Consider the following 23,999-nt stretch of genomic DNA (forward strand, 5'->3'; position numbering starts at 1 on the left):
GACGGCCCACCTCATGCCTCCGCGCAAGAAGAAGCCCACCGAGCAGGAGGAGCTGTTCAGCGCCTCCACCGCCAAGGAGATCCAGGCGATCCTCTGGAAGGCAGCCGACAAGCTGCGCGGCTCGATTGACGCCGCGCAGTACAAGGAGTTCGTCCTCGGCCTGATCTTCCTGAAGTACGTCTCCGACGCCTTCGAGGAGCGTCGTAACGAGCTGGCCAAGGAGCTCGCCGAGGACGGCATCTCCGAGGACCAGGTCGGTGACTTCCTGGAGGACCGCGACGAGTACACCGGCGCCCACGTCTTCTGGGTCCCGGAGACGGCCCGCTGGTCCTGGATCGCAGCCAATGCCAAGAGCCAGGGCGTGGGCAAGCTCCTCGACGAGGCCATGGACGCGGTCATGCGGGAGAACGCTGCCCTGACTGGCGTACTCCCGAAGATCTTCAACCGCGACAACGTCGACCAGAAGCGCCTGGCCGAGCTCGTCGACCTCATCAGCGACGCGCGCTTCGGCGGCACGGAGGACAAGCCGGCGCAGGACGTGCTCGGTGAGGTGTACGAGTACTTCCTCGGCAACTTCGCGCGCGCTGAGGGCAAGCGGGGCGGCGAGTTCTACACCCCGCAGTCGGTGGTCCGGCTCATCGTCGAGATCCTGGAGCCGTACAACGGCCGGGTGTACGACCCGGCGTGCGGCTCAGGTGGCATGTTCGTCCAGGCGAGCAAGTTTATTCAGGCTCACCGGGGTCGTGGCCACAAGGCCGACATCGCGGTCTACGGCCAGGAGCTCAACGAGCGCACCTGGCGCCTGGCCAAGATGAACCTCGCGATCCACGGCATCGACGGCAACCTGGCGGCGCGTTGGGGCGACACCTTCGCCGACGACAAGCACCCGGACCTCAAGGCCGACTTCGTGATGGCCAACCCGCCGTTCAACATCAAGGACTGGGCACGGGACGAGAGCGACGCCCGCTGGAAGTACGGCGTTCCGCCAAGGAACAACGCCAACTACGCATGGCTCCAGCACATGGTCTCCAAGCTGGGCGAGCGAGGGACGGCTGGCATCGTCTTGGCGAACGGCTCGCTCACCGACCAGCAGGGTGGTCAAGGAGAGATCCGACAGTCCCTGATCGAGGCGGATCTGGTCGCGTGCATGGTCGCGCTGCCGTCCCAGCTGTTCAGGACGACGCAGATCCCGGCATGCCTGTGGTTCCTGGCGAAGGACAAGTCACCGCAGGGTACGAAGGGCTTGGCGGACCGACGCGGGGACATTTTGTTCATCGACGCCCGGGAGCTGGGCGAGATGTCGGACCGCACGGAGCGCATCCTTACGGAGGCAGACCTCGCGAAGATTACTGGTACGTACCACGCTTGGCGCGGAACGGCCTCGGCCCGCGAGGAGGGGCTGACGTACGAGGACGAACCTGGCTTTTGCTTCTCGGCGGACTTGGAGGCAGTCCGCGAAAACGGGTACGTGTTGACGCCACCGCGCTACGTGGGGGCCGTGGAATCCGATGAAGAGGACGCCGAGGCGGTGGCGGCCAGGATCGCCACGCTGACGGAAGAGCTGTACGGATTCTTCAAAAAGTCATCAGACCTGGAACAGACGGTTCGCGAGCAGCTTGGGAGGGTCGGTGTCTGAGTGGAATTTCGTCAGCTACGAGTCCCTTACTTCTACTGCAAAATCATCGTTCTCTATGGGGCCTTTCGGGTCGAAGATTACGAAGGAGAACTATGTGAGTGACGGAGTCCCCGTGATTCGCGGCGTCAACCTCGCACAGGGAATCTTCGTGGATGATGACTTCGTTTTCGTAACGAGTGAAAAGGCGGATGAAATCATGTCCGCTAACGTAGAACCAGGGGATCTGATCTTCACGCATCGCGGAACTATTGGACAAGTTTCCATGGTTCCACGGAAGCCTCGATTTGATCGCTACGTGATCGGATCCAGTCAGGTTAAAACTCGCCTTGACGAAAAGAGGGCTGTTCCGGAGTTTTACTACTACTGGTTTCAGTCCCCGGGGGGCCAGCATTCGATCCTGGCGCACGCCTCGACGGTCGGCGTACCGGGCATCTCAACTCCGCTCACTTCTATCCGTAACCTCAAAGTGCCGCACCCGAAGCTGTCGGAACAGCAGGCCGTGGTTGAAGTTCTCGGCGCACTGGATGACAAGATCGCCATCAATGAGAGCATTGCGGCTACGTCCCGTCAGCTTGGCCTTAAGCTCTTTTCTCAGGCTGTGCTTGCCGGTGAGGCTGTCGAAGTGGCGGTCGAGTCGGTCTCCGCCGCCCTGACCCGAGGCATCACTCCCAAGTACTCGGAGCATGCAGACGATCTCGTAGTTCTCAATCAGAAGTGCATCCGTGATGGCCGTGTGAGTCTTGCGCCTGCACGCCTCACGCTTCGTGAAAAAGTCAGGGAGCCGAAGCTTCTTCGCCGTAACGATGTGCTGGTCAACTCCACCGGTGTCGGGACCCTCGGTCGAGTCGCACGATGGACTTCTGATGACATGGGAACCGTCGACTCACATATCACGATCGTGCGCTTTGATGAGAAGGAGGTCGACCCGGTCTGTGCAGGGTTTGCGATGCTCCAGTCCCAGACCGAGATCGAGGCGATGGGCGAAGGTAGTACTGGCCAGACGGAACTTCGACGCGCCCAACTGGGCGGACTCGAGATCAGGCTACCTAGCAAGGCTCAACAGCAGCGTCTGCGCGCCAGGCTCGACGCGTTGGAAGAGCGGGCTGATCAGGCCCTGACTGAGTCTGTGTCACTTTCCGCCCTCCGCGACACCCTCCTCCCCCAGCTCATGTCCGGCCGCCTTCGCGTCCGTGACGCCGAGAAGATTGTCGAGGACCACGTATGACCAACGCCCCCGACGACAGACAGAACCACCGCCCCCACGAGTCCGACTGGGAGCTGCTCGCCCTTGACGAGCTGGCCGAGCTCGCCTGGGAGCCCGCCCCCGGTAATGAGTTCGCGCCCGGTTCCGGGCACCGGAAGTCCTGGGATGACCTGATCCTGTACCCGGACCTCCAGGACGCGATCGAGCGGCTCAACCCGAACCTGCCGCCGGAGGCCGTCCGGGGCGCGATCGGCGCTGCGACGACACCCGGCTCCCAGGACACGTACGAGGAGAACCGAACCGCCCACGGCTACCTGACCGCCGGCATCCGGTCCGTCACGTACACCGACGCCTTCGGGGCCGAGCACAACCCCACCATTCGGCTCGTCGACCTCGACGACCTGAACGGGAACGTGTACCGCGTGCTCAACCAGGTGACCGTCATCGACGGCGAGAAGCGGCGCCGTTTCGACGTCGTGCTGTACGTCAACGGGCTGCCGCTCGCCGTCCTGGAACTGAAACGCGCCGGCGACGAGGACGCAACGCTCCAGGATGCGCACACCCAGGTCACCCGCTACGTGGAGGAGTTCCCGACCGCGTTCCGGTACAACGCGGTCGTCCTCGTCTCGGACGGGATCACGGCCAAGTACGGCACGCCGTTCACCCCGTACGAGCACTTCGCACCGTGGAACACGGACGAGTTCGGCGAGCGCGTCGACCCGTTCTCGGCCGAAGGTATATGGGACTCGGGCCAGAACCTGGCCCTGCACGGCCTGTTCACCCAGGACCGGTTCCTCGCCCTCATCAAGTCCTTCATCAACTTCGTTCCGTCGAAGCGCACGAAGCGGATCGCGAAGCCGCACCAGTACTACGCCGTGACCCGCGCCGCCGAGGCCGTACGCGTCGCGGCCGCAAGCGATGGGAAGGCCGGCGTCGTCTGGCACACGCAGGGCTCGGGCAAGTCGGAGGAGATGGTCCTCACCACCACCATGGTGATGAAGGACCCGGCCCTGCTGAACCCGACCGTCGTCGTCATCACGGACCGTACCGACCTCGACGACCAGCTGTACTCGACGTTCCTGGAGAGCGAGATCCTCCCGGAGGAGCCGAAGCAGGTCCTCACCCGGGCCGAACTGCGCGAGAAGCTCGCGGCCAAGCGCGTCGGCGGCATCCTCTTCACGACGCTGCAGAAGTTCGGCCGCACCAAGGAGGAGAAGGAATCCGGCGCTGACCACCCGCTCCTCTCCGACCGCCGCAACATCGTCGTCGTCGTCGACGAGGCGCACCGCAGCCACTACGACAGCCTCAACGGCTATGCCCGCCACCTGCGCGACGCGCTCCCGCACGCCACCCTCCTCGCCTTCACGGGTACCCCGCTCTCCCAGGCTGACCGCAACACCCGCGAGGTGTTCGGCGACAAGGGCGATTACAACGGGTACATCGACGTCTACGACCTCAAGAGAGCCGCCGACGACGGCGCAACGGTCAAGGTCTTCCACGAAAGCCGGGTCATCCAGCTCGTCATCAACCGGGACGTCGACCCGACGACCATCGACGAGGAGGCCGACCGGATCACCGACGGCCTCGACGACGTCGAGCGCACCCGCGTCGAGCAGGCCGTCGCCACGATGAACGCGATGTACGGCGCGCCCGCCCGCATCCGGGACCTCGCCGCCGACCTCGTCCAGCACTGGGAGACGCGCCGTGCGGCGATGCAACCGTTCGTCGGCGTCTCCGAGACGGGCGGCGCGCCCGGCAAGGCGATGATCGTGTGCGCGACCCGCGAGATCTGCGTCAGCGTGTACGACGCCCTGCGCGAGCTGCGGCCCGAATGGCACAGCAACGACTTCGAGAAGGGCGCGATGAAGATCGTGTTCTCGTCGAACACGCGCACGGATGGCCCCCGGCTGCTCGCCCACGCCCTGAGGGACAGTCGCCGCAAAGCCGTCATCAACCGGGCCAAGGACCCGGAGGACGAGCTCCAGCTCCTCATCGTCAACAACATGCTGTTGACCGGCTTCGACGCGCCGCCCGTCCACACCATGTACCTGGACCGGCCCCTCAAGGGCGCCGGACTGATGCAGGCCCTGGCCCGCGTCAACCGCCGCTTCCGGGGCAAGGAAGACGGCCTCCTCGTCGGGTACGCGCCGCTCACCGAGAACCTCCAGCGGGCGATCGCCGAGTACACGGACGCCGACCAGCAGGACCGTACGCTCGGCCAGGACCTCGACCGGGCGCTGGACGAGCTGCGCAACGAGTACGACATCCTGAACGACATCCTGCGGGGCTTCGACTGGCGGGCCAGGCTGGACATGCCCTCCAAGACGGCGTTCATCGACGCCGCACTACGGGCCGCGAACTACCTCCTCGACCCGGCCACCGCAGGCAACAACCCAGAGACCCTCGACGATCCCCGTCAGACGCTCGGCCGGCGGTACCGCGAGCACGCCCACCGCTTGGAGCGCTTCTACGCGCTCTGCGGCAGCTCCACCGACATCGGCGAACGCTTCCCGGACCACCCGGCCTGGCGGCGGGACATCCAGTTCTTCGTCGAGGTCCGCGCCTACATGGCGAAGATCGACGCGATGAACCGCGAGGCCCGCGGCCTCCCCGTCGCCCGCGACGTCGAGCTGTACCTCGCGCAGCTGACGTCCTCGGTCGTCGAGACCGGCGGGGTGACCGACCTCCTCGCCGAGGCCGGCCTGGAGACCGCCGACCTGACCCACCTCAACGACGCCCTCGTCGCGAAGCTGCAGAGCAGCGAGACCCCGCACCTGGCGGCGGAGGCCCTGCGGCGGCTCATCGAGCAGAAGATGCGCGAGGTGACCCGGCACAACATCGTTCGGCGCACGACCTTCTCCGAGCGGCTGCAGGACCTCATGGTCCGCTACATGCGGCAGCAGTGCACGAGCGCGGAGCTCATCGCCAAGCTCGTGGAGATGGCCAAGGAGGTCATGGAGGACGCCCGACGCGGCGAGAAGTTCGAGCCACCGCTGGACTGGCGCGAGCTCGCCTTCTACGACGCCGTCGCCGACCACGGCACGGCACGCTCCGTCATGGGCGACGAGGTCCTGGCCGGCATCGCCCGCGAGTTGGTCGCGGAGGTCCGTAGCAAACTCAAGCCGGACTGGATCGCCCGCGAACCGGTCCGCGCCCGCCTCCGCAGCGCCATCAAACGCCTCCTGGCCCGCCGCAACTACCCGCCGGACGAGGCCCCGGAGGCCATCGACCTGGTCCTGAAGCAGATGGAGCACTTCGCCAACGAGTGGTCCACGAACGGCACCCAGGACAGCTGACCAAGGTGGGAGACGAGAGGACCGGTACGTGGCAGCAGGACCCCCTCGTACTGGTCCTTCTTGCTTCTTGGACGCTGCTCTCGGACAGCGGAGCTGATCGCCTTCCGGACCCTTGCGGTTTCGTAGACGAGTCCATGCCGTCAGGGGCGTATAGATTCGTCTACGAAGTCGAAACTGAGGGCTCTCATGGACCACCCGACCATGCGCGCGGCGGTCGTCGCCGCACTCGCCGACGTCGAATCACTCCACACCAAGCTGACCGGCCTGCTCGCCGACATCGACGGAACCGACGTCGTCGTCGACCTCGGACGCCAAGGGTTGTGGACGAAGGCGCAGGTCTCGCTGCTGTGGAGCAGGGTGAATCACCTTCCCGGCGTCCGCGCGCTCTTCGAGGTCACCGCCGAACGGCCCGACGAGAAGATCACCTTCACTGAGGTCCTCCAGCGCTCCGGACTCCAGGAACGCCAGCAGAGCAACGAGCACGCGGCCCTCAGCCGTATCTCTTCCCAGCTATTCAAGGAGAAGCGTTGGCCCATCGACAACAGCCAGGGTGGTTCCGACAGCACGACAGGCAAAGCCGAAATGCTCTACTGGATGGACAGCCGCGTCGCCGAATGGTGGCGCGACATCATCCAGTAGAGCCCGGGCAGAAGAGATCAGTGTCGCTGGCGGAATGGACCGTCCACTATGCCTTGGCGGATATGAGGAGCGCTCAGTGGATAGACGGTCACGGTAGGGCTACTCGCCGGGCAACCGGAGATGCGGGTTTCAACGTTCACGCCGCAGCGAAACCCGTACGTTCAGATCGTCGTCACGATCAAGAAACAGGCCCGACCCGTTCACGCTGGTGAGGTACGGAACGCGCACGCCTGTACCGAGAACCTTCGGCTCCCCTGCACTGGTTGTCAGATCCAGCTCGGCGACAACCGCTTCCGATCCGCTGGCCGCCGACTTCCCCAGGACCGCCCCGTACGCCGTGCCGTCGTCACGGATCGCGGCGACCGCGATCGTCTTGCGGTCGCCGTCGCCCTCCAGACAGATACCCTTGCCTTGCCTCAGGTCAAAGGCGACAGGGCCGGCTGCTAGGTAGCGTCCGTCCGGCGACGTAATCACGGGGTAGTCGCGAGCTTCATTGGAGTCGGCAACATCGGACGCGCAGGTCATGCTGGCCCGGAGCCGCCCCGTTCGCGCATCGTGTACCGACCACAGCGGGTCGTTCGGAGCGCCGAACTTGCCGCCCGTCGACCAGCCGACGAGAAGGTTGCCGCCAGCGACGCCGTACGCATCGCCATTCCAGGAACCGACGAGCCCTGTCTTCGCTTCGAGGCCGTGCGGGCGCACGTCGTCGCTGAACCAACGGCCCGGGACGCCGAAGCCCCCGGTACCCATACCGACCAGCGGGCCGTCCGGCGTGGCTGCCATCACGCGGGTGCTGGAGCACGCCACCGCCGTTGCGCATTGGGAAAGCAGCCCGCTCGGCTTCTGGTACGAGTCGACCCTTCCGGTCGCCACGTCCACCGCCGCAGCCGAGCGAGGAAAGGCCTCATTCCCACCCCAGGCGACGAGGACCCGCCCACCAGTCGATCCCACACGCACCTCACCGGGGTCCGCCGAGACGGGGACATCGATCTCCCGCAGCGGCTTAACCAAAGTGTCCGAGGCGTCGGCGGCGTACACGGCGAGCCGCACCACCTCCGCTCCCTCGTGGAGAGGGTCCTTACCCCGCATTCCGTGCGCGTACGCAAGCACGTACTCACGCCCGTCCTGCTCGACCGCCGTCACATCCGGGATTTCTCCCATCTCACCGGACTCCGCGTTCCCCTCCGCGCCCTCAACCGGCGTGGGCGGGTTCCAGGGCGCGGAGTACCAGCGAGCCTCGCCGGTGTCGGCGGCCTTCGCCTCGACGGTGTAACCGTTCGAGGCGGCGTGGAGCATGGCGATCACACCGGAGCGCGGCGCGGCGGTCACTGGAATCGTCCGCACTACGCCTGGAACCCAGTTCAAGGTTGCGTCCCAGCCTTTGGCAGGGTCGTAGGCCGACGGCACGTTCAGCTCCGCGAGCGGCTTCGCCTTCTGGTTCGGCTGGGCGAACCCGTTCTTGCCCTGGTCGACGTTGCCACTGTTGCCGCCGCTACAGCCCGCCACCAGGACGGCCGCCAACAGGACCCCGCCTACCGACGTGGCCACACGCATGTTGCTCTCCCTCTTCGCCCCCTTGGCAGCCCTCCCGGGCGCCCGTGATCAAGCGTTTGGCGACGCTACCAGGGGTGACTACACAGCCGTCGTGGGCGATCACTCTCTGCTCGCCACCAGCAGCACGTTCACCTGCGTCTTCTGGCTGACTCCGTGGAAGCGGCGTTAGCCCGCCCAATCCAGAGGCACATACAGATTGGCTGATAGGGGCCGCTGTATGGCGGGGAGCCGACCTTGACCAGGTTCCGCGAGAGCTGGTCCGCTTGTGCGCGTCGAGGCGTCGGATTCGGGGGTTGCCTTCGTGACCAGATCCAAAGCGGTTGGGCTATGCCGTGTCACAGGTGACCAGCCAAGGCGAGACAATTCCTGCTCCGGCAAGGCGACCCAGGCATGAGACTTCGGCGAGGGATCACGGTCGCGGTCGTGGCCGCCGGCGGAGCCGTGACGACGCTGCTAATCGGGCTCGTCACGAACGCGGTGTCCGAGTCGGAGTGGCCCGGATGGCTCGGGTGGTTGCAGCGCCATGCCTGGTTCTCGTTCGCTGTACTGGGCGGAGCTTTGGTCGGGCTGACCGTACTTCTTGCGGCGCTGTCGGAATCAGGGGCGCCGGAACGTCCCGCTGATCCGGCGCCGCGGCCAGAGGAAGGCGCGGAGCCTCCGGGTGCCGCGCTCGTGCTGCGGGCTTTGCCACGCGATACCACCGCGTTCACCAATCGGACCGCCGAGCTGGAGGCGTTGGTGCGGTCCGTACAGAACTCACAGGAGAGTGGCGAAGCGCTGCCTGTGCATGTGATCGACGGAATGCCAGGAGTAGGGAAGACGACGTTCGCCGTGCACGCGGGGCATGTGCTGTCGGAGCGGTTCCCGGACGGCCAGCTCTTCGTGAACCTCAACGGGCACACGACGGGCAGACCGCCCGTACAGGCCACCGAGGCGCTGGCCTCCTTGCTGGCGGCGTCCGGGGTGCCGGCGCAGCGGATCCCCGTCGGCGACGACCTGGGTGCGGTCACCGAGGCACGGGCGGCCATGTGGCGGAGCCAGCTCGCGGACAAGAAAGCGCTCCTCATCCTCGACAACGCGGCCAGCTATCGGCAGCTGGAGCCCCTACTCCCCGGCGGAAGCGGTTGTCTCGTGCTGGTGACCAGCCGGAAGCGGCTGGCTGCGTACGAAGAGGTGGTCCTGGCGGTGGAAGCGCTGCCACCGGAGCATGCGATCGACCTGTTCGTACGACTCAGTGGGCGGCCGGCGGCCTCACTCGATCGTGTCGTCCTGGAGCAGCTGGTGGCTCTGTGCGGATACCTGCCACTCGCGGTGTCACTGCTCGCCGCGCGGCTGCGCCATCATCCGTCGTGGGGCGCCGAGGATCTGCGTACGCGCCTGGCCGCGACCCGGGACCGGTTGGGGGAGCTCCGGGCCGGGGAACGTGGGGTCGCCGCAACGTTCAGCCTGTCCTACCAGGACCTCACACCTGAGCGGCAACACTTCTTCCGGTGTCTCGGCCTCTACCCTGGCACCGACCTCGACGCCTTCTCCGGCGCCGCGCTCGGCTCGGTTTCAGTGGTGGTGGCGCGCGAGCGACTCGACGGGCTCTATGACGCCCATCTGATCGACGAGCATCCCGGGAGCCGCTTCCGGCTTCACGATCTCCTACGCGACTACGCCCGCGGTCTCGCCGACGAGGGAGGCAACATGGAAGCTGTTCAGGCCGTTCAACGCGTGTGCACCTACTACCTGGCCACCCTCGCTGTCGCGAACCGCCACATCGGCCGCAGTGGCGCGACCTACTCAGCACCTCGGAGTGGCGCCACCCTGGTCGAGACCCCGCCCATCGAGTCGCGGACAGCGGCCCTGCGCTGGCTGGAAGACGAGCGAGCCAACGTGCTGGCCAGCATTCGGCGGGCAAACGACCTCGGGCTGCACGAGCTGGTGATCCACATGGCTGCGGCAATGGCACCCTTCCTGCGCCAGGCCGGCCCCTGGGACCAGGCCGTTGGCCTCCACCGAGCAGCCGCCGAGGCCGCTCGGCACACTGGCAACAGACGGGCGCTGGCGGACGCGCTGGCCGAGCTCGGAGTCGTACGGCGATTCATGGCGGCCTACCCCGAGGCCATCGAGGCACTGAACGAGGCGGTGACGGAGTACCAGGTGGTCGGCGAGAAGCAAGGCAAAGCCGACGCCCTGAACCAGGTAGGCATCGTCTGGTACATGATCGCGGACAACGAAGCATCCGCACGAGCCCAGATCGATTCCCTCGCGCTCTACCGCGAGCTCGGCGACCGGCTCGGCCAGGCGAACGCACTCGCGGACCTCGGCATGGTGCGCCGACAGACCAGCCGCTTCGACGCGGCGGTGGAAGCGCAGACCGAAGCGCTGTCGATCTACCGTGAGCTGGGAGACCGGTACGGGGAGGCCAACTCCCTGCGGGACCTTGGAATCGTGCACTGCCTCCTGGGCGAGTACCGGCTGGCCGCGCAGCACCATCGTGAGGCGTTCGACATCTACCGGGAGCTCGACGACCGGGTCCATCAGGCGTACGCCCTCAACGAGCTCGGAGTCGTGCGGCGCCTGACCGGCGATCTCGTCGAAGCGCGGGAGGCACACACCCGGGCGCTGGAGTACTTCACTGAGCTCGGCGAACGGTTCGGGCGCGCGAACAGCATCCGCCACCTCGGGGTGCTGGACCGCATGGACGGGAACGTCACCGAGGCGATCCAGCTGTTGGCTGAGGCCTTGGGCTCGTACCGCGATCTCGGCAGCCGTGGTGGGGAGGCCGCCTCGCTGGGCGAGCTGGGTGTGGCGCGAGGGGACGCTGGAGAGCGGGACGGTGCCGTCGAGTCGTTCCGGCGGAGTCTGGAGATCCTGCGGGAACTCGGCGATCGGTGCGGCGAGGCGGAGGTCCTGAACCACTGGGGGGCACTGCTGCGGTCCTCCGGTGACTGGGCCGCCGCACGCGAACTCTTTGGGCAGGCAGTGGGGCTGGCCCGGGACATCCGCTGCCCGCTGGAAAAGGCACGGGCCCTGGAGGGGATCGGCCGTTGCGACTGGATGGCCGACGAGCGGGCGCAGGCCGAGGAATCGCTACGTGAAGCACTGGATGTATACCGGCAGTTGGGCATGGGCGGGGCGGCAGATGCCATCGAGAGATTACTTGCGCCGCGGGCCGGGTGAGCCGGGCACGTGGCCTGATTCGGTATGCCGACGAGGCTGCCGGTGCTGCTACGTTGCGGGCTGGTCTGCTCACTCAATTGCCGTTGTACTGCCTCGAGGAGCGTCGAATGCCGTCACGCACGCCGGTTCCCGCGCAGCACGTCTCAGCGCCCCTCGTCGCGGAACCCGCGCACGGTTCGGTCGTCCTGGACCATGTCGCCGTCCGCGTACGGCAACGGCTGGCAGCCGAGCAGTCCGCGTCCAACCGTGTTGGCGAGGGTGGCCACCAGGCTTCGCTGATCTGGACCTGGCCTCTGTGAGCCCTACCCCGCGATGACACCTCGCGAGAACATCGCCCCCTTCCGGTCGTTCATTCTCAAGGTCGCCAACCGCTGCAACATCGACTGCGACTACTGCTACGTCTTCAACTCCGCAGACCAGGCGTGGCGGCATCTGCCCGCCCGGATGAGTGTGGCCGTGGCCCACGCTGCGGGGCGGCGGATCGGTGAGCACGCGGCAGCACACGGTCTGCGAGACGTACATGTCGTGTTGCACGGCGGTGAACCCTTGCTCACTGGCACCCGGCACATGGCGGACCTGCTCGACGCCATACGGGCAGGTATGCCGACAGGGGTGGCTGTCCGTTTCGAACTACAGACCAACGGGACCCTTCTCACGAATCTGTGGCTGGACCTCTTCGAGCAGTACGAGGTCGTCGTGGGCGTCAGTCTCGACGGGCCGCCTGCTGCGAACGACCGGCATCGGTTGACTCACACCTCACGGTCGAGCGCTGCCTCGGCCGTCCGTGGAATCGAGCTGCTGCGGTCTCGACCGCACCTGTTCGCAGGGCTACTCGCCGTCGTCGACCTAGCCAACGATCCGGTCGAGGTCCACGACTACCTGGCATCGTTCGAGCCGCCTGTGATCGACTTCGGCCTGCCGCACGGAACTCACGACGAGCCGCCGCATCGCGACGATCCACGCGTGCCCGAGTACGGGCTGTGGATGAGCCGCGTCTATGACGCCTGGCTCACCCGGCCTGAGAATCGGCACAGCGTGCGAATACTGGAGGACATCGTGGGGCTGATCTCCGGCGTGCGCGGCTCGGTGGAGTCCCTCGGCCTGGCCCCACCGACGAGCGTCGTGGTCGAGTCGGACGGAACGATCGAGGGCGTGGACACCCTGAGGTCCGTCGCGGAGGGTGCCTCCTGGCTGGGGCTCGATGTGTTCGGGCAGTCCTTCGACGAGGTCGTTCACCATCCGAAGCTCCTCCACCGGCAAGGCGGGAAGGCCACACTCGCCGGACAGTGCCAGAGCTGTCCTCTGGTGGAGGTATGCGGCGGGGGCTACCTGCCGCACCGCTTCAGTACCGACCACGGCTATCGGAATCCCTCCGTCTACTGCGCAGACCTGGAGTACCTCATCCGGCATGTTCAGGGCTCCCTGCGCCAGCACGGCTGGGCGCCGCACACGGCGACGCCCCCGTAACCACAAGCCGTGCCGTCACAGCAGGATCATGCGTTGGAACGAGCGAGTGAAGCGAAGAGCGACAGGAGATCTCGATGACCGTGAGGATTCGCCCGGCCCATAGGAGCGACATCGAGGCCTTGGCCGAACTGATCGAGGAGATCGAGCGGTTCTATGGATCGACCGAGATCCAGCCCCTCGAAGAACGCCGCTCCCAGGTGGAGGACGCGCTCTTCGGCTCTCCACCGCTGGCCTCCGCGCTCTTGGTCGAGGACGAAGCCGGCGCTCTCGTTGGACTCGCCGCCTATTCGTTCCTCTGGCCGGCGGCCGGCTCCTCCCACTCTCTGTTCCTGAAAGAGCTCTATGTCCGCAGCACTCTCCGCCGTCAGAGCGTCGGCGCCCGGCTTATGGGCGAGCTCCGCACCCTGGCCGCCGCACGTCCCGGATGCAGCCGGGTCGAGTGGATGACGGACCGCGACAACTCTGGAGCACGGGCCTTCTACAAGTCATTGGGGTTCACGGAGTTCGACGGGAAGATCGTCTACCGTGTGGACAGCGGTACGAGGTAAGGGTGGGGCGAATCTGTGTCGGAAGTACGTTGCGATCGCTGTGATTTCGTCATCGGTCTGGGCTGTGCGTGTCCGCCCGACGGATCCACACCAAGGGCGCGGACAGCGGCCTCGCCCCGACTGTCGTGGCAACACTTCGCTGCGGACACGATTCTGATCTCCCCTGCGCAGTGCGCACACCTTCCCGGAGCCTGCACCCACCTGACCGAAGATCTGGTCACCGCGCCACGCTGGGGCTGGATCCCCTCACCACCGGCCGGGCTCTGGGACCGGCTGAGCAGCAGCCATCCGGCGACCGCGACAGAAGGAAACACGGCACGGCAGGCGGTACGGCGGTGCGAGGATTGCCAGACAACGCTGGCGTGATACGAGCTGCCGCAGACGCAGGCGCAGGGGGACGCCTTGAGCTTGCCGGGCGAGCCCTCGCAGCGACGCTCCCCTCAGACGTTCCCGTCGCAACCGGCCATGCCCCAAGGGCCGCCGACCTCGCTTACCCCACGCTGTCTGGTGCGCTCGAACCTGCGGCGGACGCCTCCTCCGCCTCATCGTTGTAGCCCTCGGGAGCCTCGTCGGCTGCAGGGATGCGCCACTGCACGTGATCGGGCCACAGGATCACACCCAGAGCACCTTCCAGGTCGATCACGGTCAGCGTGTCGGCCCAAACTGTGCCGTTCAGGACGTTGGCGATCACCTGTCGATTGACGCCGCTCCTGCGAGCAAGGGCATTGGCACTCAACCCTTGGTCCGACATCGCCTGGGCGAGTTTCCGAGCGATGGCCTGTGCGACGAGGGCGCCACGGTGCGGCTCCATCATGGCATGCGGCCATTCGCCGCCGACCACGTATGTGTTCGGCCTCTGCGCACGTCTCGTTCCTCCAGGCACCTGACAAGTGTGACGGAAGGGCGCTCGGAATGCGGACCCACCTCACCCATGCTACTGATATAGCACCCTTGGAGGAGCGGGTCCGGAAAGGAATCTCTAGTGATCTTTCACGCGCGACCGAGCTGCATCTCACGCTTGGGGCGGCCGCCTCGCGCGGCCTATCCACACGCAGCGCAGATGACACCCAAAACCCACCGCCAGCGCTGGCGTGGATCAAGTTATTAGCGTCACGCCTCACCCCCTACAGCATCGCCGAGCTGCACCATGACGACGTCGCAAGAGGCGTCACCTGGCGAGCGAAGGGGCTGACATGCCAGCGCAGCTCAACTCCGGCCGCTGGCAGCCGTGTTGCTTGGCAACAAGATCCATAGATCGCCTGCGCCAGGCGACGACTGTGTTCTACGCTGCGCACGCGCCAACTCTCGCACGGCCCCTGGAGGACGCCTTGGCCAGCAAAGGTCAACACTCGGCACAGGCCGAGCCGGCGAAACCGCTGCCTCACCCTCGCGTGCCTGCGTCGACGTACTGCGACCTGATCCCCATAGCAGGGAGGTTCACCGAGCAGTTCCACGTCAGCGCGCTGGATGAGGCAACTGACATCGGTCCGTGGCGGATCGGGATCTCCATGAAGTTCTTGGCCGACTGTGGTCTGGTCGAGAAGATCTCCGCCCGGGGCATCTACCAATCGTCACTCGAGCGCTCAGGAGATCGCCCACGCCTGGGCAAGCGGTCGGGCAGAGGGACTGAGTGCCCTCCGCACCGCCTGGCAGAAGCTGTGGTTCGTACGTTCCGCACGAGAGCGTCTCGAGCAGGGATCCGCGCCCCGGGTCGCGCTCAGGCTGAAGTTCCTCCGACAAGTGCGAACGCGTGGTCACGAGAAGGCAGTCGACCGACTGCTCGACCTGATGGTCACGACAGGCTTTCTCATCGAGGAGCCTGACGGCCTCGTCCGGTGGTACGAGCAAGTAGCGCCTGCCTCTGACAGCGCCGCGGCGCCCGGGGTACCCACCGCCCAGACGGGTCCGGGGCAACGCTCCACCACCGGGGAGCCTCAGACAGACGAGCCAGCTGGCGATACCGGACCTTCATTCTCCCCAGGCCCCAGCGCCGATACCCCCCGCCGTTCGGACAAGGACGAGCCGACCGTCCCCGGCCCCCGGAGAGAAGGCGAATCCGACCCCCGCCTTGGCCCCGACGTGGACGTCGAGAAGCTGCTGTCGGCACACCTCGGCATGGGCGAGGCGTGGCACATGAATCCCGACGAGGCCGCCGCTCTGCATGACCACATGACCGGGCTGGTCACTGTGCTGTCTGCGGTGAGCGCTCGCGCGCAGACGAGCGAGGCCCCTCTGAAGGCCGAACTCCTCGTCCCGTTGTGGCCACTGGCGGCCATCGCGGCGATGGACCGTGGCGAATGGCTCGACACCCATCGGCTGATCCAGCAGCTGGGTTCCGCCGCGCCGCTGCGAAAGGAGTCCATGAACAACTGAGAGCTGGGTCCGGAGGCGCTCTCTCCTTGGCCGGTTCGGCGCCTCCGGACCCCCACCGAAAACCCACCACTTCCCCGCGGGCAAACAGCCCACGAGAGAGGGGGCTTTGGCGTGCCCTCCCACAAGGCGAGAGCCACCAGTCACCGTAGCGCGGCTGAGCCGCACACCCCACACGTTTCGTCGAATCCAGTGATCATGACCGCTGTCCAGCGGTACTCCGGCGAGCGAGCGGGAGGTATCCATGCCTAGGATCACTCTCCGCTCAGCCTTCCTACGCGTCGTGCACGAGTGGGACACGGCGGTCCGGCAGGGGCGCCTGAGCGCCCAGACCGCCGAGTCCTACATCAAGGTCGGCGAGCGCCTACTGCGGTTCACCGCAGCCCTGGGCGTCACTCGGCTGGACGACATCACGGACGTCGTCGCTCAGGCCTTCGTGGACGCGCCAGGACACGACCGGCAGGGGCGACTGATCACGACACCCGCCGACAGCACGCGCCGCGTCCGCAAGTCGGGGGTCGACGCACTGTTCGCGGAGGCCCGGCACCTCGGCCTGACGCCGAAAGCCCCGTTGCTCGATCTTCCGCCGATCCCGCGGTCCGCGCCCCGGCCCGCCGGCGCGCTCTCCGACCGCGACATCGAAGCGCTACGGTTCCACGCCGAACGCGGCATGCCCCAGACCCGGCACGCCACCGTCCTCGGCCTGCTGCTCTCCGGCCTGCACACCGGCGAAATCGGCTACACCACCGTCAGCGATCTCGATCTCCCGCACGCCCGGGTCTGGGCCTGCGGCGCCACCCACACCACAGCCCGCTACTGCCCGCTCGACGACGACTGGAGCATCAGAGTCCTGCGCCTGCGCGCCGACTGCATCGTCAAGCACTCAAGCGCGGACGGCTCCGAAACCCTCGCCACCATCGCGGCCTCACCCACCTACCGGCGCCAGGCCAGCGTGTGCACCGCCTTCGGTGAGATCGTCCGTAGTAGTGGCATCGCGGCTGAGGGACGCTCGGCGGCCCCGCGAGACGTCTCCAGCTGGCTCGCCGCGAAGACCTTCGAGCAGACCGGTCAGATCGCCGACGTCGCTCTCCGCTTCGGCCTGTCCTCCCTCGATGGTGCAGCCCGGCTGGCCGGCTACCAGTGGCGACCCTCCGCAGAGGAGGGCGACACGTGAGCCCGTCCACCAGCGCCCCACGCAAACTCAAGAAGGCCATCAAGACCAAGAAGAATCCCGACTGGATTCTCGGCCCCACGCCTCGGGACATCTTCAGCCCGGCCAGCCTCGATCCCGAACCCAAGGGTCCCGAAGCGCGGAACATCCCAGAGATCGAACGGCTGGAGCTCGTCGTCGCCAACCCTGCCCTGTATGAGGTGGCCACCGCCGTCCTCCCCCGGAAGGAGCCGGGGACACGCGGACGCACCCCCCACTATCCGCCCTACGTCTTCCTCATCTACGTCTGCGCCATCTCTGTCTTCAACACGGCCCGCTCCACCGAAGCCAACCTCCAGCACAAAACGATCTGGGAAATCGTCCGCGAAGGAGTACGCCGGTGCCTGGGCGACGAGGAGGCCGACTCCCTCCCCGAAACCGGCCCCCAACGCCATCACTGGCTGCAGTACCGGCACAAAATGCTCGACGCCCTCCCTCAGCTGCGTGAAGCCTCCCGGGACGCCTGGATCAAACAGGCGATCGCTCTCGGCTACCTGTCGGAGGAGAGACCCCGCGGCTGCTGGCTGCGCCCCGACCGCAGCCAGGTGATCAACGGCGACGCCACCGTCGTCAGACCTCCTTCGGACCAGACCGAGGAGTTCACCCGCGACGAGAAAACCGGCGAGATGCGACGGCGCAGAGTCGATCCGGACGCCGGAATCCAGATCGAGGGTGGCGACAGGGCCGTCTACGGAAAGAAGATCGTCTCCTTCTCTGTGCGCCTGCCGGAGAGAGCTCACAGCCGGATCATCCTGAACGCCGACGGCGCCCGCCACCGGTCCCCGGAAGAGGACCCGGATAGGGAAGAGGAGGCGAGCACGGCCTTGCGCCTCGCCCACGAGATCCTCGACCGCGCGCCAGGTGTCATCGCCGCCGTGTTCGACACCGCCTGGCGCGGAACCCACCGGGCCAGACTCGTCGCCCGGGGAATCGTCGTCTACACACCACAGCACGACGGAATCAGCCCCAGGCCACTGAACAAGTACCGCTATGACCACTGCATCCACGACGTCTACGCGGCAGCGGGCCGGTCATGCGAGCGACGCATCTCCGTCGACGGGCAGACCATCTACACGCCGCTCCCCGTGCGAGAACTCCCGATGCGCTCCGGAGTGAACAGCCGCCGCTTCTACCACGCAGTCGAAATCCCCTGCAGGAACGGACCGCACATCGAGCTGATCCCCGTCTACGAGACGAAGGAGGACAGGACGCTCGACCCCAGAACCAAACGACCGAAGTTCAACCGCTGCGAGCACCTACGCCAGATCCCACCGAATACTGACCTCGGGGACCGTCTCAAAGGATTCCGCCAGGACAGCGAGTCCACCAACTGCACCCTCGACTACTCCCACTGGGACAAGCGCCTGCCGGCCTACGGCGCCCCCGGAGCCCTGCTCATCTACCTCGGCTTCGCCTGGATGATCAACTCCATCGCCCTCGGCACCGTGGGTGAGCCACGCAGGTGACTCGCTGGCTGACCGGCGGCCGGTCAGCCGTCCATCCGGCGCCGGGCGGGTAACCCCCTCACCTGCGCACCCCCACCCGCTACACTGACGGCGGCGCGCCAGTCCGCTGGCGCACCGCTGGATCAGTGGGCCGATGTGTCCGGGATCGTGGCTTCCGCCGCAATTTCCTGCACATTTTCCTACAGATCCCCGCCTTCGTAGCTCAGGGGATAGAGCACCGCTCTCCTAAAGCGGGTGTCGCAGGTTCGAATCCTGCCGGGGGCACAGGAGTGTTGTTGAGTGAGGGTCCTTTCGCTGTGGCGGGAGGGCCCTTGTTCTGTGTTCGGGGTTGCTTGTCGGGGGTGGGGGGTGGCGGTAGTTTCGGGGGGTGATCACTTCATGAGTTCGCTGCCGTTCGTCGACGAGCACGTCGTCGTCGTGGAGGTCGGGGCCGAGGAGTTGTGGCAGCGGCTTCTCGTGCGGGTGGAGCGGTCGCTCTCGCGGGGTGCTGGGGCGCGGTACGCGCGGCTTGTGCGGGCTGAGCCTCTTGGGGTGGGTGGGCCTCGGCCGCTTGCCGTCGGGTCCGCGTTTCCCGGGTTCCGGGTCGCCCGGGTCGTGCCGGGGAAAGAGCTGGCCCTGGAGGGCGGGCATCGGTTCTCCGCCGCTTACAGTCTCGTCTTCCGGGTCGACGAGCTGGCGGACGGGCGCTCTCGGTTGCGGGCCGAGACCCGGGCCGCCTTTCCCGGGGCGGCGGGGCGGGTCTATCGGCTCCTCGTCATCAGCAGTGGCGGGCACGCCTTCGGCATGCGGCGGATGCTCGCCGGTTATCGGCGGCCGTAGCCGCCCCCCTCAGTGGTCAGCGGAGTTCTTCCGGGCACGGCGTGCCCCGCGACAACTTGTACGGGGCCGCCAGGCGGTACACGCCCGCCTTCGGGGCGAGCAGTTCCGTCCACTCGTCGCCCTCCGCGTCCGCCTCCGCCTTGAACAGGCAGCCCTTCTCGTTCGCGAAGATCTTCACGAGTTCCGTCTCGGACTCCTCGCGGGCCAGTTTCGAGGCCTCCGTCTCCTGCGGCGCCTCGATCTTGCCGCCGTTCTCGTCCACGAGAGCCAGCCACGGCGAGTACGGGACGCGGATCAGGACCCGGCCGGGGCGGTCGACGCTGATCACGACCTCGTTCTCCTCCGCGCTCCGCACCTCGGCCGGCGGGTCCGCGAGCGGCGTCGGGTTCTCGACCTCGTACAGCCGCCAGTTCTCGTCCGACCACACCTGCTCCAGGTACGGCAGGCCCTCGGCGACCAGTTCCGCCTCCTGCTCCGCGCCCGAGTCGGGGGCGCCGGTCGGCAGCACCACGTAGTGGACGGCCCAGCGGTCCAGCCACTCCTCGTAGTTCACGGCGTTCAGGGTGTCGTCGTAGAAGAGCGGGTTGCGCTCCATGTCGGCCTGACGGTTCCAGCCCCGCGCCAGGTTGATGTACGGGCTCAGCGCCGAGGACTCGCGGTGGCTGGACGCCGGTACGACCTCCACCCGCGCCTTACCCGCGCCCCGCACCTGGAGCTGGTTGATCAGCGGCGCCAGCTCCCGCGCCCAGGAGGCGTCCGGGGCGGTGCGGATCACGTCGTCGACGCCCTTGAAGCCGATCCAGAAGTTCAGCCCGGCGAAGGCGAGCAGCAGCGCGTACCAGCGGCGTGAGCGCGGCGCCGTGTACGGCAGGGCGGCGAGCAGCACCACACCGGCGAAGAGCATGGGGAGCCGCGAGATGTTCGAGCCGATCTGCGAGTCGATCAGCCACGTCAGGAGCGTCCCGATCGTGTAGACCGCCGCCGCGGTACGGACCGTCCGCCAGTCCTTCGGTACGAGCAGGAAGATCAGTACCCCGAAGGCCAGGGGCAGCGCGGTCGAGCCGAAGGCCATCGGCTGCGTACCGGAGAAGGGGAAGAGCCAGGACGAGAGCGCGACCACGGCCACCGGCGCCAGACCGAGGGCGTACGCGCCGGGGCGCCGCTTGTTCAGGAAGAGCGCCGCAGCCGCCACCCCCAGGAACAGCCCCGCGACCGGGCTGCACGCCGTCGCGAGACCGGCGAGCGGGGCGGCCACCACGGCCTTGGCCCAGCGCTTGCGGCGCCAGCGGTGCGGCCAGCAGAACACGGCGGCGACCGCGCCGAGCGCGAACATCATGCCCAGGCCGAAGGTCACCCGCCCCGACAGCGCGTTGCAGAGGAACGCGAAGACGGCCGCCACCGAGCACGCCAGCGGATTACGGACCGCCGGCACCCGCACCAGGATCAGCGCGGTCAGCGCGGCCGACAGGGTCCCGGCGACCATCATCGTGCTGCGCACGCCGAGCAGCGACATCAGATACGGCGACACGACGCTGTACGAGACCGGGTGCATCCCGCCGTACCAGGCCAGGTTGTACGCGGAAGCCGGATGCCGGCCGACGAACTCCGCCCACGCGTCCTGCGCGGCCAGGTCCCCGCCGCTGTTCGCGAAGAAGAAGAACCAGAGGACGTGGGTCACGGCCGCCAGGCCGGTGGCCGCCATCACCGTGTAGCGACGCTTCCGCCGGGGGGCCGAGGGCGTCGGCGTCGGCGCGGGCGTCGCGGTCGGGGTCGGGGCCTTGGAGGGCGGGGTGTTCCGCTGCGCCGGGAGCATTATTCGCGGGTGCGAAGACGGACCCGCGTCGGGGGCCGTGTCCGGGTCGGAGACGTGGTCGGATGCATGGTCGGGGCCGGCTTCTGCGCGGTCGAGGGGGGTAGGGGGGCAGGAGCGGGAGTCGAGAGGGGAGTCCGGGTAGGGGTGGGGGGCGAGAGGGCAGTCCGGGTGGGACTGGGAGTGGGAGTCGAGAGGGGGGTCCGGGTGGGGCTGGGAGTCGGAGTCACGGTCGGGTCCTGACTCTGCGCGATCAGCGCGGTCGGCGCGGTCGGCGCGTGTCGGCTCGGCGGTGGTCACTACGGCCCTTTCCCGTGCTGCCCGTCTCACTTCTCACGTGTGTCACGCGTGCTACTCGTCCCCCGAAGACGCTAACAGCCGGGCGCCCCGGAGAACCGGGGCGCCCAGCCAAGCGGGTGGCTTCTCAGCCAGGCGAGTGCTTCTCAGCCCACGCGGCTCAGCTTCTTGTCGAAGCCGGGCTCCACCAGATCCGTCCGGAGGGCGACCGGCGCGCTGACCTTCCCGGCGCCCGTGCCGATCGACACCTGGCCGACCACGTCCCCCGCCTTGCCGGCGTGCGGGACGGCCTTGCCGCCGTCGGTGAGCTCCAGCTTCACCTGGAGTCCCGGCCAGCCGATCGCCTTGAGCTCCTTGGTGGCCACGACCGGCGTCCGGCCGCCGAGGCCGTCGTCGACGTACCCGAGGACCTGGCCCTTGCGGACCACGGCGGCCGACGTGACGTCCTTCTGGGCCTGCTTGATCAGCTCGTAGCTGTAGTCGATGGAGAGCTGGAGCTTCTCGCCGAGCTGATCGGCGTCCTTGGCCCCCATCACGATGCCGAGGACGCGCCGCACCTTGCCGTCGATGACGGTGTTGGCCGACCAGAGCAGATTGCCGCCGGCCGGGGTGGAGGAGCCGGTCTTGATGCCGCTCACCCCCGGCTTCAGGAGGATGTTGTTGTTGTTCTCGATCTGGCCGGGGATGCCGTCGACGGTCAGGTTCGGCATGTTCACGATCTCCCGGAACACGTCGTACTGCATGACCGCCTTCGCCAGCTTCAGCTGGTCCTGCGGGGTCGACATGGTGCTGTCGAGGAGGCCCGACGGGTCCGTGTACGTGGACTGGGTCATGCCCAGGTCCTTGGCGGCGGCGTTCATCTTCGCGACGAACGCGGCCTCCGAGCCCGCGTCCCAGCGGGCGAGGAGCCGGGCCACGTTGTTCGCGGACGGGATCATGAGGAGCTGGAGCAGCTCCTTCTCCGAGTACGTCTGCCCCTCCTGGACCGCCGCCGTCGACTCGTGCTCCGCCTTGCCCTGATCGGCGGCCTTCTTGTCGATGGTGATCTCGGGGCCCTTCTGCTTCCCCTTGAGCGGGTGGTCGCGCAGGATCACGTACGCCGTCATCGTCTTCGTGACGCTCGCGATCGGGGCCGGCTTCTGCGCCCCGTACGTGCCCATGGATCCGACGCCCTCGACCTCGACGGCGCCCTGTCCCTCGGTGGGCCACGGCATCTTCAGCTCACCGCCCTCGAAGGTGAAGGTCGGCGCGGCGGAGAGGGTGAGCACGGGCGCGGGCAGCGGGCGGACCATCTGCACGATCGCAAAGACGATCAACAGGAGGAGGACGAGCGGCGTCCAGATCCGGACCCTGCGCATGGTCGTCCGCAGCGGGGTCGGAGGCGGCGGCGGGGTGTTCGTCAGCTCGGCGAGCAGGTCGAGCGGGGGCAGCGGCGGCAACGGCTGCTGCCGCGTCCGCTCCGCCTCCGCGAGAGCGGGGGCCGGGGCCGGGGCCGGGGCAGGCGCCTGGGCCCGGGACGGGGCCGGTGCCGGTACGGGGGTGGGCGTGGGGACCTCCTGCGCCTTCTCGGCCTTCTGCTCGGCCGGGATGTCCGCACGCAGCGGTACGAAGGTGCTGGTGCGCTCGCTGTCGGAGTCCGCGCCCAGGGAGGACGGAAGCTTCAGCGCGGTCGTCGGCTGGTCCACGGCGGGCGCCACGGGCGGGCGGACGGCCCGGAACATGGTCGTCGGCTGGTCGGCGGGCTCGGGTTCCGGCTCCGGCTCCCCGTCTTCGGCATCCTCGGTGTGCGCGGCGTCCTCGGCGTCGCTCGCGTCCTGCGGGCCGGACGCGGGCTCGGGCGCGGTCGGCCCCGAGGGCTTCTCGTCCGCCCCCGGCTTCCGCGCCGCGAACCAGGACTCGGCGCCCGGCTCATCGCCCTCGGGCTCGTCGCCCGCCGGCGCCGCAGCCGCCGACTCGGCATCCGTCGGCGCCGCATCCGCCGACTCCGCATCCGCCGGCTCGTCATCCGCCGGCTCGGCCTCGGCCTCAACCGACTCCGACCCCGACCCCGACTCCGACGGCTCAGACTCGTCCGCGTCCGCGCCCGCGTCCTCCGGCTCCTCCGCCGTCGCGACCCACGCCGCCACCGCCGCCTTCAAGCGCTCGCTCTCCGGCTCCACGGCCGCCGGCGCGTCGTCCTCCGGGGTCCTCGGCGCCAGGTTCTTGAAGACGGCCGTCGGCTGGTCGACCTGAACCGACGAAGCCGAGCCCGACGTCGTACCCGAAGCCGACGACGAACCCGAACCCGAACCCGAAGCCGAAGCCGAACCCGACGACGAGGCGTCTGACTCACGGAGCACGGAAAGCCGAGGATCCCGGCCGCCGCCGCTCGAGGCCGCCGTCTCCTGCGACGGCCCCTGCTGCTCCGCCCTGTCGGGGGACTCGCCCGCCACCGTGCCTCCTCCATGCGTCATGCGTACGTACGGGCCGTGTACCGGTCCGCGTACCAGTGTCCTGTGTGAACCCCTTGGCCCCC

Annotated in this window: 16 protein-coding genes and 1 tRNA gene; 13 read left to right on the forward strand and 4 right to left on the reverse strand. The window is 67.7% G+C overall.

The genetic code is table 11. From position 1 onward, the window contains the following. The first annotated feature begins 13 nt into the window (after positions 1–13). The 4 genes from ACIRB7_RS24455 (at position 14) to ACIRB7_RS24470 (ending at position 6,775) form a co-directional block, all read left to right on the forward strand. Positions 14–1,636, forward strand: coding sequence for a type I restriction-modification system subunit M (locus ACIRB7_RS24455; protein ID WP_403602434.1), 1,623 nt, complete (start codon positions 14–16; stop codon positions 1,634–1,636). A gap of 55 nt (positions 1,637–1,691) precedes the next feature. After that, positions 1,692–2,861, forward strand: a complete 1,170-nt coding sequence (locus ACIRB7_RS24460; protein ID WP_403602737.1) for a restriction endonuclease subunit S — start codon at positions 1,692–1,694, stop codon at positions 2,859–2,861. Further along, positions 2,858–6,136, forward strand: coding sequence for a type I restriction endonuclease subunit R (locus ACIRB7_RS24465; RefSeq protein ID WP_403602437.1), 3,279 nt, complete (start codon positions 2,858–2,860; stop codon positions 6,134–6,136). Before ACIRB7_RS24460 ends, ACIRB7_RS24465 begins: the two co-directional genes overlap by 4 nt. A gap of 186 nt (positions 6,137–6,322) precedes the next feature. Beyond that, positions 6,323–6,775, forward strand: coding sequence for a hypothetical protein (locus tag ACIRB7_RS24470; RefSeq protein WP_403602440.1), 453 nt, complete (start codon positions 6,323–6,325; stop codon positions 6,773–6,775). Between the two features lie 129 nt (positions 6,776–6,904). Here ACIRB7_RS24470 and ACIRB7_RS24475 read toward each other — a convergent pair whose 3' ends face one another. Beyond that, positions 6,905–8,329 carry a hypothetical protein gene (locus ACIRB7_RS24475; RefSeq protein WP_403602443.1) on the reverse strand — a complete coding sequence of 475 codons (1,425 nt, stop codon included), beginning with the start codon at positions 8,327–8,329 and terminating at the stop codon, positions 6,905–6,907. A gap of 390 nt (positions 8,330–8,719) precedes the next feature. Between ACIRB7_RS24475 and haaT the strand changes: the two genes are divergently transcribed. The 4 genes from haaT (at position 8,720) to haaN (ending at position 13,512) form a co-directional block, all read left to right on the forward strand. Further along, entirely contained in the window at positions 8,720–11,497 is a 2,778-nt protein-coding gene (haaT, locus tag ACIRB7_RS24480; RefSeq protein WP_403602445.1) for a cyclophane-containing RiPP biosynthesis TPR protein HaaT, read from the forward strand. A gap of 107 nt (positions 11,498–11,604) precedes the next feature. Then, entirely contained in the window at positions 11,605–11,796 is a 192-nt protein-coding gene (gene haaA / locus ACIRB7_RS24485; protein ID WP_403602448.1) for a HaaA family cyclophane-containing RiPP peptide, read from the forward strand. Positions 11,797–11,809: 13 nt separating this feature from the next. Next, complete coding sequence (locus ACIRB7_RS24490) at positions 11,810–12,964, forward strand: FxsB family cyclophane-forming radical SAM/SPASM peptide maturase (RefSeq protein ID WP_403602451.1); 1,155 nt, start codon at positions 11,810–11,812, stop codon at positions 12,962–12,964. 74 nt (positions 12,965–13,038) lie between these two features. Beyond that, a complete protein-coding gene (gene haaN, locus ACIRB7_RS24495) occupies positions 13,039–13,512 on the forward strand; it encodes a cyclophane-containing RiPP N-acetyltransferase HaaN (RefSeq protein WP_403602454.1) in 474 nt (157 codons plus the stop codon). Positions 13,513–14,002: 490 nt separating this feature from the next. Here haaN and ACIRB7_RS24500 read toward each other — a convergent pair whose 3' ends face one another. Continuing rightward, a complete protein-coding gene (locus ACIRB7_RS24500; protein WP_403602457.1) occupies positions 14,003–14,353 on the reverse strand; it encodes a helix-turn-helix domain-containing protein in 351 nt (116 codons plus the stop codon). A 1,238-nt stretch (positions 14,354–15,591) separates the two neighbouring features. On the opposite strand from ACIRB7_RS24500, the gene ACIRB7_RS24505 reads away from it, so the two are divergent. The 5 genes from ACIRB7_RS24505 (at position 15,592) to ACIRB7_RS24525 (ending at position 19,377) form a co-directional block, all read left to right on the forward strand. Beyond that, positions 15,592–15,885 (forward strand): hypothetical protein, encoded by a 294-nt coding sequence (locus tag ACIRB7_RS24505; RefSeq protein ID WP_403602460.1) that lies wholly within the window; start codon positions 15,592–15,594, stop codon positions 15,883–15,885. A 241-nt stretch (positions 15,886–16,126) separates the two neighbouring features. Then, on the forward strand, positions 16,127–17,056 hold the full coding sequence (locus ACIRB7_RS24510; protein ID WP_403602463.1) for a hypothetical protein: 930 nt from the start codon (positions 16,127–16,129) through the stop codon (positions 17,054–17,056). After that, positions 17,053–18,558 (forward strand): hypothetical protein, encoded by a 1,506-nt coding sequence (locus ACIRB7_RS24515; protein WP_403602465.1) that lies wholly within the window; start codon positions 17,053–17,055, stop codon positions 18,556–18,558. Before ACIRB7_RS24510 ends, ACIRB7_RS24515 begins: the two co-directional genes overlap by 4 nt. Positions 18,559–18,749: 191 nt before the next feature. Further along, positions 18,750–18,822, forward strand: a tRNA-Arg gene (locus tag ACIRB7_RS24520). 114 nt (positions 18,823–18,936) lie between these two features. Beyond that, the gene (locus ACIRB7_RS24525; protein WP_403602466.1) at positions 18,937–19,377 is read left to right on the forward strand and encodes a hypothetical protein; all 441 of its coding nucleotides are present in this window, start codon (positions 18,937–18,939) and stop codon (positions 19,375–19,377) included. Between the two features lie 16 nt (positions 19,378–19,393). On the opposite strand, the gene ACIRB7_RS24530 is transcribed toward ACIRB7_RS24525, so the two are convergent. Next, positions 19,394–21,079: an MFS transporter gene (locus ACIRB7_RS24530; protein ID WP_403602739.1), complete on the reverse strand. Its 1,686-nt coding sequence runs from the start codon at positions 21,077–21,079 to the stop codon at positions 19,394–19,396. 551 nt (positions 21,080–21,630) lie between these two features. Beyond that, on the reverse strand, positions 21,631–23,916 hold the full coding sequence (locus tag ACIRB7_RS24535) for a D-alanyl-D-alanine carboxypeptidase (protein ID WP_403602741.1): 2,286 nt from the start codon (positions 23,914–23,916) through the stop codon (positions 21,631–21,633). Positions 23,917–23,999 lie beyond the last annotated feature (83 nt).

The sequence above is a fragment of the Streptomyces sp. NPDC093795 genome (assembly GCF_044764665.1).
GTDB lineage: Bacteria > Actinomycetota > Actinomycetes > Streptomycetales > Streptomycetaceae > Streptomyces.

Excerpts from the sequence above, each read along its gene's own strand:
- ACIRB7_RS24465 (WP_403602437.1), top strand. The coding sequence starts at position 2,858 with ATGACCAACGCCCCCGACGACAGACAGAACCACCGCCCCCACGAGTCC.
- haaN (WP_403602454.1), top strand. The coding sequence starts at position 13,039 with ATGACCGTGAGGATTCGCCCGGCCCATAGGAGCGACATCGAGGCCTTG.
- ACIRB7_RS24460 (WP_403602737.1), top strand. The coding sequence starts at position 1,692 with ATGGGGCCTTTCGGGTCGAAGATTACGAAGGAGAACTATGTGAGTGAC.
- ACIRB7_RS24470 (WP_403602440.1), top strand. The coding sequence starts at position 6,323 with ATGGACCACCCGACCATGCGCGCGGCGGTCGTCGCCGCACTCGCCGAC.
- ACIRB7_RS24510 (WP_403602463.1), top strand. The coding sequence starts at position 16,127 with ATGCCTAGGATCACTCTCCGCTCAGCCTTCCTACGCGTCGTGCACGAG.
- haaA (WP_403602448.1), top strand. The coding sequence starts at position 11,605 with ATGCCGTCACGCACGCCGGTTCCCGCGCAGCACGTCTCAGCGCCCCTC.
- ACIRB7_RS24475 (WP_403602443.1), bottom strand. The coding sequence starts at position 8,329 with ATGCGTGTGGCCACGTCGGTAGGCGGGGTCCTGTTGGCGGCCGTCCTG.
- ACIRB7_RS24525 (WP_403602466.1), top strand. The coding sequence starts at position 18,937 with ATGAGTTCGCTGCCGTTCGTCGACGAGCACGTCGTCGTCGTGGAGGTC.
- ACIRB7_RS24455 (WP_403602434.1), top strand. The coding sequence starts at position 14 with ATGCCTCCGCGCAAGAAGAAGCCCACCGAGCAGGAGGAGCTGTTCAGC.
- ACIRB7_RS24490 (WP_403602451.1), top strand. The coding sequence starts at position 11,810 with ATGACACCTCGCGAGAACATCGCCCCCTTCCGGTCGTTCATTCTCAAG.
- ACIRB7_RS24530 (WP_403602739.1), bottom strand. The coding sequence starts at position 21,079 with ATGGCGGCCACCGGCCTGGCGGCCGTGACCCACGTCCTCTGGTTCTTC.
- haaT (WP_403602445.1), top strand. The coding sequence starts at position 8,720 with ATGAGACTTCGGCGAGGGATCACGGTCGCGGTCGTGGCCGCCGGCGGA.